The 8,970-nt window shown below is 57.8% G+C and carries 6 protein-coding genes and 4 pseudogenes; 9 read left to right on the forward strand and 1 reads right to left on the reverse strand.

The genetic code is table 11. From position 1 onward, the window contains the following. Nucleotides 1-217 precede the first annotated feature (217 nt). From EV130_RS34355 to EV130_RS32070, 7 genes and pseudogenes are all read left to right on the forward strand, one after another. Nucleotides 218-442 (forward strand): annotated as a pseudogene (locus tag EV130_RS34355) (hypothetical protein); the annotation flags it as partial. Between the two features lie 377 nt (nt 443-819). Then, nucleotides 820-1,209, forward strand: coding sequence for an IS66-like element accessory protein TnpA (tnpA, locus tag EV130_RS32040; protein ID WP_004675971.1), 390 nt, complete (start codon nt 820-822; stop codon nt 1,207-1,209). Further along, nucleotides 1,206-1,559, forward strand: coding sequence for an IS66 family insertion sequence element accessory protein TnpB (gene tnpB / locus EV130_RS32045; RefSeq protein ID WP_018247174.1), 354 nt, complete (start codon nt 1,206-1,208; stop codon nt 1,557-1,559). Before tnpA ends, tnpB begins: the two co-directional genes overlap by 4 nt. A 69-nt stretch (nt 1,560-1,628) precedes the next feature. Next, nucleotides 1,629-2,993 (forward strand): annotated as a pseudogene (gene tnpC / locus EV130_RS32050) (IS66 family transposase); the annotation flags it as partial. 305 nt (nt 2,994-3,298) lie between these two features. Then, the gene (locus EV130_RS32060) at nt 3,299-3,478 is read left to right on the forward strand and encodes a hypothetical protein (RefSeq protein WP_004675974.1); all 180 of its coding nucleotides are present in this window, start codon (nt 3,299-3,301) and stop codon (nt 3,476-3,478) included. Further along, nucleotides 3,465-5,534, forward strand: a complete 2,070-nt coding sequence (locus EV130_RS32065; RefSeq protein ID WP_004675975.1) for a recombinase family protein — start codon at nt 3,465-3,467, stop codon at nt 5,532-5,534. Before EV130_RS32060 ends, EV130_RS32065 begins: the two co-directional genes overlap by 14 nt. Nucleotides 5,535-5,562: 28 nt before the next feature. Beyond that, nucleotides 5,563-5,766 (forward strand): annotated as a pseudogene (locus EV130_RS32070) (transposase domain-containing protein); the annotation flags it as partial. Nucleotides 5,767-5,941: 175 nt separating this feature from the next. Here the strand turns inward: EV130_RS32070 and EV130_RS32075 are convergent. After that, nucleotides 5,942-6,124: a hypothetical protein gene (locus EV130_RS32075; protein WP_004675977.1), complete on the reverse strand. Its 183-nt coding sequence runs from the start codon at nt 6,122-6,124 to the stop codon at nt 5,942-5,944. Here EV130_RS32075 and EV130_RS32080 point away from each other — a divergent pair. Together EV130_RS32080 and EV130_RS32085 are read left to right on the forward strand one after the other, a co-directional pair. Then, nucleotides 6,123-6,476 carry a hypothetical protein gene (locus tag EV130_RS32080; protein ID WP_018247177.1) on the forward strand — a complete coding sequence of 118 codons (354 nt, stop codon included), beginning with the start codon at nt 6,123-6,125 and terminating at the stop codon, nt 6,474-6,476. The genes EV130_RS32075 and EV130_RS32080 overlap by 2 nt on opposite strands. Before the next feature lie 596 nt (nt 6,477-7,072). Next, a pseudogene (locus tag EV130_RS32085) lies at nt 7,073-8,970 on the forward strand (Ulp1 family isopeptidase); the annotation flags it as partial.

Genomic DNA, 8,970 nt, shown 5'->3' on the forward strand with positions numbered 1-8,970 from the left:
AGCCTCGGGTGCGAAGGATGCTGGCGCGGTCGCTGAAGTGCTTAGTGCCGTCTATGACGGCCTACCCTTTGCGGGTTCTACTATGGCTTCAGGCCAGGACGAAACCCGCCCATGGCGCCGGATGCATTTCATACAGCGATCATGAGCCAACGTGTGAGTTGGGTACTCGATGCCGACCACGTATCCTGCAACTATCAAACTATGCCTGCGGGCGGGTGCCGCGGTGGACCGACTTGTTCATCACGCAACGATCATTCGAAATGAACGTCGAAAGCTATCGACGACGTTCCACCCATGGGGGTCAAACGCCGGCGCGGCAGGCCAGCCTCATTCGCGACAATCAAAGGCACCGCACGGTTAGTCGCGGAGCGGCAATCAGACCCACGATGAAGCTCTTGCCAGCGACAATCAACATGATAACTTCATCCCGACCGCGACATGAGAATCTCATCCAGATTGTCGCGCGCGTCTCATCCTGATCGCCGCCCCATAGGTCGCATAACTATCAGGCGCGCAACGGGTTCTGTCAGCAGCTACACCGCAATGGTTCCGTTGCCTGAGGCGGCGAAATCAGAAAGGCCGGCGGAAAGATTGGTTGGAATCGGAAATTCTGACGGCACCCTTCACGCTGCATGTCCAACACATCACTCGAACTGCTTAAATGAAGGCCAATTTTAGCGGGCTCCGCATGGCAAGCGGCAAGCTGGCGAGCCTCTCAAGCCATGTGCCGGCCTTGTAACCGGTGTTCTGCTCCCACATTGCTCGCTGTCGCCTGATCTGTGATCGACGTTCCATGGACGAGCGACAAGGAGTTTCTCCATGGAGACTACGTTGGAGGTTCTCACGACGCGGCGGGGCCGACGTGAGGTTCATCGCCAATGGCCTGACGAGGTCAAGGCAAGGATCGTTTCGGAGAGCTTTCGACCGGGCGTGACGGTGAACGAAGTGGCGGAACGCTACGGTCTGAAGGCCAACCATCTGTCATCCTGGCGAACACTGGCGCGGCGGGGCAAGTTGGTTTTGCCTGAGCCGGAGGACGTAGTCGAATTCGCGGCCATGGTTGTCGAGACTCCCGCGCCGGAGCCGCCAGCCGCCAAGCAGACCTCCCGTGCCGAGATCGTCGTCGGTGCGGTCACCATCCGTCTTGAGGAAGGAGCATCTGCCACCCGGATCGCCGTTATCGCGCGTGTCCTGGCGGCCACGGCATGATCTTTCCATCGAACCGCGTACGGATCATGGTGGCGACCAAACCCGTGGATTTCCGCAAGGGGCATGACGGCTTGGCGGGACTGGTGAAGAACGAGCTGCACAAGGACCCGTTCACCGGAACGGTCTTCGTGTTCCGGTCGCGCAAGGCAGATCGGCTGAAGCTGATCTACTGGGATGGCTCCGGTATCGTCCTGGCCTACAAGAGGCTGGAAGAGCACACCTTCACCTGGCCCGGTATCAAGGATGGACTGATGACGCTGACCCACGCCCAGTTCGAAGCCCTGTTTGCAGGCCTCGATTGGCGGCGGGTTCATGCCGTCAAGACGAGAACGCCGGAGACCATCGAATAGCTGCGGCACGATGACTCAGGACGGCTAATTCCAAAGGCAAATGGGTGCGGGATTTGCTAGGTTCCGGCCATGCTGAACACCGCCGATCTTCCCGATGATGTGGCTGCCCTGAAGGCGATGCTGATCGCAGCCAAGGCACGCGAGGCAGGCAAAGACGCCCAGATGGCCCGCAAGGACGAGCGGATCGAGCGGCTTGAGAAGCTGGTCGCGGCCTTCAGGCAGGCAGCTTTCGGGCGCAAGTCCGAGAAGAGTGATCCTGACCAGTTCGATCTGGCACTAGAAGACTTGGAAACGGCCATGGCATCAATTCATGCCGAGGATGAGGCGGATACTCCTACCGGGAATAGGGCCATCAGGCCGCGCGCGATCAATCGGGGCTCCCTTCCAAAGCATCTTCCTCGTGTCGAAGAAGCGATCGAGCCGGAAAGCCTGATCTGCGCCTGCGGCGGTTGCCTGCATTGCATTGGCGAGGATGTCTCCGAGCGACTGGATATAGTCCCGGCGCAGTTCCGCGTCATCGTCACACGCCGCCCCAAATATGCGTGCCGTGCCTGCACCGACGGCGTTGCGCAGGCTCCGGCTCCGGCACGACTGATCCAAGCCGGCTTGCCGACGGAGGCGACCATCGCGCATGTGCTGGTGTCCAAATACGCCGACCATTTGCCGCTCTACCGGCAGGCTCAGATCATGAGCCGCCAGGGCATCGATCTCGACCGCTCCACGCTTGCCGATTGGGTCGGTCGGGCAGCTTTCGAACTGCGTCCGGTCTTCGACGCCTTGATTGCCGACCTGAAGCGCTCCACGAAGCTGTTCATGGATGAGACCCGTGCGCCAGTGCTTGATCCCGGTTCCCGTAAAACCAAGATCGGGTACTTCTGGGCGCTTGCTCGTGATGATCGACCCTGGGGCGGTGGTGGTCCACCAGGAGTCGCCTTCACCTACGCGCCCGGCCGTGGCGGGCAGCATGCTGAACGGATATTGCAGGGGTTCGCGGGCGTCCTTCAGGTTGACGGCTACGCCGGATATAATCGCCTGACTGCACCGGACCGCGTCGGTCCCAACATTCAGCTCGCCTATTGTTGGGCGCATGCGCGGCGCAAGCTGGTCGAGATCACCCGTACTGGCACAGCGCCCATTGCTGAGGAAGGCGTCAGGCGCATTGGTGAACTTTATCGCATCGAAGCTGAGTTGCGCGGTCTCAATCCCGAAGCTCGCCTTGCGGGAAGGCAAGAACGATCAGCACCGCTGATCGCGGACATGCGGACCTGGCTCACTCATCATCGTGCGCGTGTTGCTGGCAAGTCGCCACTTGGCGAGGCTCTCAACTATATTGCCAAATACTGGGATGGCCTGTGCATCTTTGTGGCTGACGGCCGCATCGAGATCGACAACAACAGTGTCGAGAGAACCATCCGACCGATAGCAATGCCCCGTTCATTCTGCCCATGTCGGCGATGAAGTCGAGGTTCACTATCGCTGGCATCCGTATTTTGGCCAGAGGGTTTCAATTCGCCGCGTCGAAGAACGAGCGACGGGTCGGTTTCTGAAGGTTTTGGGGCCGACAGGTGTCGTGGTCTCGATTTCGGGCTGGATGATTGATCCTGTGGTGTGCGGCGTCATGACCATGGGTCTTGCACGTGTCGATCTTGCGGCGCTGATCGAACTGAACAGGCTGGTCACCGGCGGCGACAAGCCTGCACTCTTCCGAGGTGGACGTAGAATCACTCAGGAGGAAGACGATGAGATCCCGCAATACGCTGGTGCCGGCGTCACGCCGGCAGCTCGACCTGATATTCAAACCTCGGACGCTCGACGGAGTGAGCGACAAGGACCGCAAGAAGGCGGTAGCAACTCTGGCTTGCCTGCTGATGCAGGCGGCCGGTCTGGTCGTCGAGGAGCTCAACGATGACCAGCACTGATTTGATTCCGACAGCGCTGCTCGCGCGCAAGGCCGTCGTTTATGTGCGGCAATCCACGCAGTCGCAGGTTATAACCAATCTGGAAAGCCAGCGACGGCAGTATGATCTTGTTGACATTGCGCGACAACGCGGCTTCAGCGACGTCGAGGTGATCGACGACGACCTGGGTCGCTCTGCCAGCGGAACGGTCGCGCGCCCCGGCTTCGATCGTCTTGTCGCCCTACTGTGCGCCGGCAAAGTTGGTGCCGTTTTCTGCTTCGACGCCTCACGGCTCGCACGCAACGGCCGCGACTGGCACCATCTGCTCGAACTATGCGGCCTCGTTGAAGCCCGCGTCATAGACCACGACGGCGTCTACAATCCGTGCCGGCCCAACGACCGTCTGTTATTAGGCATGAAGGGAAGTATCAGCGAGTTCGAATTGGGCGTGCTGAGAGCCCGCATGCTCGATGCCGCCAGATCCAAAGCGCGCCGTGGCGAATTGCGACTTTCCGTTCCGTTCGGCTACATCTGGCATCGCGAGGCCGGGCTCGGGCTCGATCCTGATCTGCGTCTGCAAGAGGTAATCCGATCCATCTTCACCCGCTTCCACGAGCTTGGAAGCGCGCGCCAGGTGCTGCTGTCGATGACGAAAGATCAGATTCACTTCCCTCGGCCCAGGGATGAAGGGCGCATGACCAACTTCGTATGGATCCCAGTCCGTTATCGCAATGTGATCGGCATCCTCAAAAACCCTTTCTACGCCGGCGTTTACGTCTATGGGAAGAGCGAGAAGCGGACTGCCATCGTCGATGGACGAGCTCGGCGCAGTTACGGGCACGGCAAGCCCGTCGGTACCTGGGAGGTGATGATCCGGGACCATCACGAAGGTTACATCAGTTGGGACGAATACGAGCGTAACCAACAGCAACTGGCGCTCAATAATTATGGCCGCTCGGGTGGGACTAAATCGGGCCGTGGCGGCAAAGCATTATTATCGGGTCTCCTAACTTGCGGACGGTGTGGGCGGCGGCTGAGTGTTGCCTATACGGGCAATCCGCAAAGCCCTGTCTATCGTTGCTACAAACAGAATCTGATGATGGGCTTGCCCCGTTGCATGACGTTCGGCGGCTCGAAGGTCGATGCGGCGGTTGCGCGCGAGTTGTTGCGCGCGGTAGAACCATTAGCGATCGAGGCGACTTTTGAAGCAGAGCGGATGCATCGGGAGCGACAGGAAGACCAGCGCCACATTCACGATTTGGAGCGACAACAGGCCCGCTACGAGGCTAGCCTCGCCGAGCGCCGCTATGCGGCATGCGATCCCGACAACCGCCTGATAGCTGCACAGCTTGAGAAGAATTGGGAAACGGCGCTACGCCGCGTCCGTGATCTGGAAGTGCGCAGGCCTGCCGAAAGTCCTTCAACCATCGAAGTTGACCCAGGCACTTTCGCAAACCTCGCCGACAATCTGCAGGCGGCCTGGGAGTCGCCGGATGTCACCATGCGCGTGCGCCAGCAACTGCTGCGTACATTGATCGCCGACATCGTTGTCGATGTTGATGATGAGGTGCGCGACGTGGTGCTGACCATCCACTGGAAAGGCGGTCAGCATTCGGAGCTCAAGGTTCGCAAGCCCCAGACGGGGGAACACGGGTGCGCCACAACGGAAGATGCTTTGGCAGTGATGCGGAGCATGGCAGGACGCTGGTCCGATGAACATATCGCCGCCTCGCTCAATCGAATGGGAATGCCCACGGGGCAAGGAAAAACCTGGACCGCACACCGGGTCGCTTCTGTAAGGCGCGTCCGCGCGATCCACGCGTACAAATCAGCCGGCAAAGATGGCGAATGGCTGACCATGACAGAAGCTGCGGCGGTTTTGGGCGTGACCAACCACCGAATACGCCACCTGATCAACACGAACGTGTTGTCTGCCGAGCAGGTGGTTCCCGGCGCGCCGTATCAAATCCGGGCCAGCGACCTGACTTCGGCGACCGTCCAAGCCGCGATAGCCCGAAAGGGCCGCCCGTGTCGCATTCCCGACACGGAGACGCTTCCAATGTTTACAGATACTTAAAGAGGGAGTGCACAATGACTCAGGTCCGGCGCTAAACCGGAAGAATGCTCTCTTCGCTGGTCATCACACCGGAGCTGAGAATTGGGCGACCATCGCCTCGCTGATCGAGACGTGCAAGCTCAATGCCGTCGATCCGTTTGCGTATTTGACCAGCACGCTCACCGCCATCGTTAACGGCCACAAGCAGAGCCAGATTGAGGGTCTCCTGCCGTGGAATTACCCGGCAGGGTGATAGGTGCGTAAAGGCGTCTGTCGGCCCGCAGCGATCATTCAAAAATCTAAAGTATATGGTCCTTGGTCTTGATGTCGCCGCCTATGCATATGCAAGCTGCTCGGTGAAGACTGCAACAGATGTTTTACGGCTGGATGCGATGCTGAGCCGTTAAGTGATCTCTTACTGGAATCGCTTAATAGTGTGCTTCCATCTCGGAGCGCCTCGTCTGATCAATGCCGTATACTCGAAGGACGCTCATTGCCTCATTGGTTTCGCTTCCGCTCATGGGATGCCAGGGCGAGAGTGCAACGGTCCGTTTTAAGGTGATCGCTTTGGCCACTGTCGACGGGCGGCCGGTCGAAAGTTCATCAGTCATGGAAGTTTCCTATTCGAAGGTGACACAGAGTCTGATCGGCAATGGGGGCACCACGCGGCTTTACGGCGAGGCTTTGATCTTCGATCTTGGGGGCAAAGGCACCGTATATATCCTGCCGATCCGCAGGCCTCCAAGCGGTAGCATAATTTACAATATTTATGAATTTAACGTACTGCGTACGTTCGGTGTTAAGAACAGCGTTGGAAGTTTGGCACCCGCTGACTTCGATACACTGCGGATCGCCAAAGGTCGTCGACCGTATAATGTTGACAACAGTCAGCTACCCACCTTTGTCGCCTTTGCCGATAAAGGGAATCCTAAACGGTTTACGAGATCGATCCCGCAAAGCTAGGGACGCGCTTCCCTGGTGTAGTTTTTAAGCGGCTTGATATTGAAATCACCGATGAGCCCTTGACTGCGAAGTTGAGAACGCGGCTGCCTTGGCTTAATTCATCTAAGCGTGTCTTCCAGAGTGATCCACCTGGACATCTACGGCCTATCGGCGAAAGGCCGGCCGATCGGCTTTGTGCTAACTAAGGATGATTTTTTTGGAGCTGGTAGCAGATGAGCCGCGACCAAGTAATGATTTCGATCTCACGTCATTCAGTGGTCAACGGGCAGCATAACTGCAATCGGCGCGAAGCTCCGTCTCGAACATGGCGACGCTATTCGAAACGGCATAAACCTAGTGGTCAAGGTGCGAGAGGGAGAGCGCTTACGCCGGCCTGATGGTCGAGTGCAGACGATTGTCGGCAGGCCGTCGCCATATAGCGTTCGGCCATGCCTTGAGGGCATGATTGGATCTGGGTTTAGCATGCTGGGCGGCGGCCGGCAGGCATTAGGATCGAGGTTCCAAATTTGATTTCCGGAGGACCGGCATCGATGTACCCAAGACGGAACCAGCCGCGCGATGACGATTCTCGCGAAGTAAGTGGGTGGATCGAAGACGTGACCGGAGCTTTCGAGACGGACGCCTGGATCGACGACTACTATTCAGAGAGCCGAGAGATGGAACAGGATCCGACCGACTTGCGCCTCGGTTCGCACGATAGTGACGCCGGCGACCGTGTGCCGCGTCGCAGTTCCGTGGGCGGTTCGATGCGAGTGACGCCGCAGTCGCTGGCGCCGGAGAGGGGTTCGGGGCAGCAAGACGTCGATGCCGCAACGGAGACTCACGTGGCCTCAACCAAGGTTCGCAAGCGTGGTCGCCCCGCCGACCGAGACATGCATCCTGATGACGAGACCCGTATCAACCAGTTCGCGGAAGCAGTCCGAAACTACGAAATTCTACCCGACGGTAGCATCGGCCGAGGGGACGGAAGGGTTCCCGAGGCTACCGTCGAGAACAATTTAGGGATTCTTAGGAGGTTCGCTCGTTGGCTCCGAGCAGCAAACAGAGATTCGATGGCTTCTCGGTTTTTAAACGATCCAGATTCACTAGCCGTTGATATCGCGGATTATTGGGCAAGCGGTGAGGACGATCAGAACCGTCTTAACTCAGCGCTGTCTCATTTCAGGAGGCTCGGACCTGAGGGGCAAGAACTCCAAGCCGTTGGAGCTGGGCCGCGCCTGATGGGCCGCCGAATTCATGATCCCTATCCCGATGACGCCCGCGTCATTGATAGCTTGGCCAAGGAAGAGCTGAGTAAGTTCGGACCGGTCTCGATTTCTCAGAAAAATGCCAGTAACCAACGAAAGTTTAGCGATTGGCTCAAAAGGGAGGGTAGGGGGAGCATAGTCAGCCGACTCACGGGTACTGATCAGCAGCAACGGTCGTTGCAGGAGGATTTTAGGAAATTTACCGAGGCCGAGGGAAAAGTGGTCGTGAGTTTCGATCGGCTGCGGCAGTATCTAGGCGCCGAGTCGCAGTTGAAACAGCATCATCCTTATCCCGACGACGCCCTCATGATTGATGGCTTGGCCAACGAAGAGCTGAGCAAGCTCGGACCGGACTCGACTTCCAAGAGGAAAGTTGTCCAGAATATGGCGATAAATCAACGGAGGTTTAGTGATTGGCTCCAAAAGAATGGTCGGGGGAGCATAAGCAGTCGCCTGACTGGCAGTGATGAGCAGCAACGGTCGTTGAAGGACGATTTTAGGGAATTTACTACTAACGTTGAAGTAAAAATAAGCGTGGGTTTCGATCGGCTGCGACAGTATCTAGGCGCTGAGTCGCAGTTGAAACAGCATGATCCTTATCCCGACGACACCCGCATGATTGATGGCTTCGCCAATGAAGAGCTGAGCAAGCTCGGACCGGACTCGACTTCCAAGAGGAAAGGCGTCTTGAATCTGGCCAGCAATCAACGGAGGTTTAGTAATTGGCTCCGAAAGAATGGTCGGGGGAGCATAAGCAGTCGCCTGACTGGCAGTGATGAGCAGCAACGGTCGTTGAAGGACGATTTTAGGGAATTTACTACTAACGTTGAAGTAAAAATAAACGTGAGTCTCGATCGGCTGCGGCAGTATCTAGGCGCTGAGTCGCAGTTGAAACAGCATGATCCCCATCCCGACGACGCCCTCATGATTGATAGCTTCGCCAACGAAGAGCTGAGTAAGCTCCGACCGGACTCGACTTCGCAGAGGAGAGTCGTCTGGAGACTGGCCAGCAATCAACGAAAGTTTAGTGATTGGCTGCAAACCAGGGGTAGGGAGAGCATAGCGAGCCGGCTCAACGGCAGTGATCAGCAGCAATGGTCGTTGAAAAAAGATTACCAAGACTTCACCGAAGACATGGGAAAACACACTATCTCTTTCAAGCGGCTTCGGCAGTACCAGCAAGTCGTTGAGGCGAACGCAGCGTCGGGGTTGTCCCCTGAGCAGGCAAGTGGCCGGGAACCGGCCGG

Origin of the sequence: Rhizobium azibense (genome assembly GCF_004342325.1) — a bacterium.
GTDB lineage: Bacteria > Pseudomonadota > Alphaproteobacteria > Rhizobiales > Rhizobiaceae > Rhizobium > Rhizobium etli_B.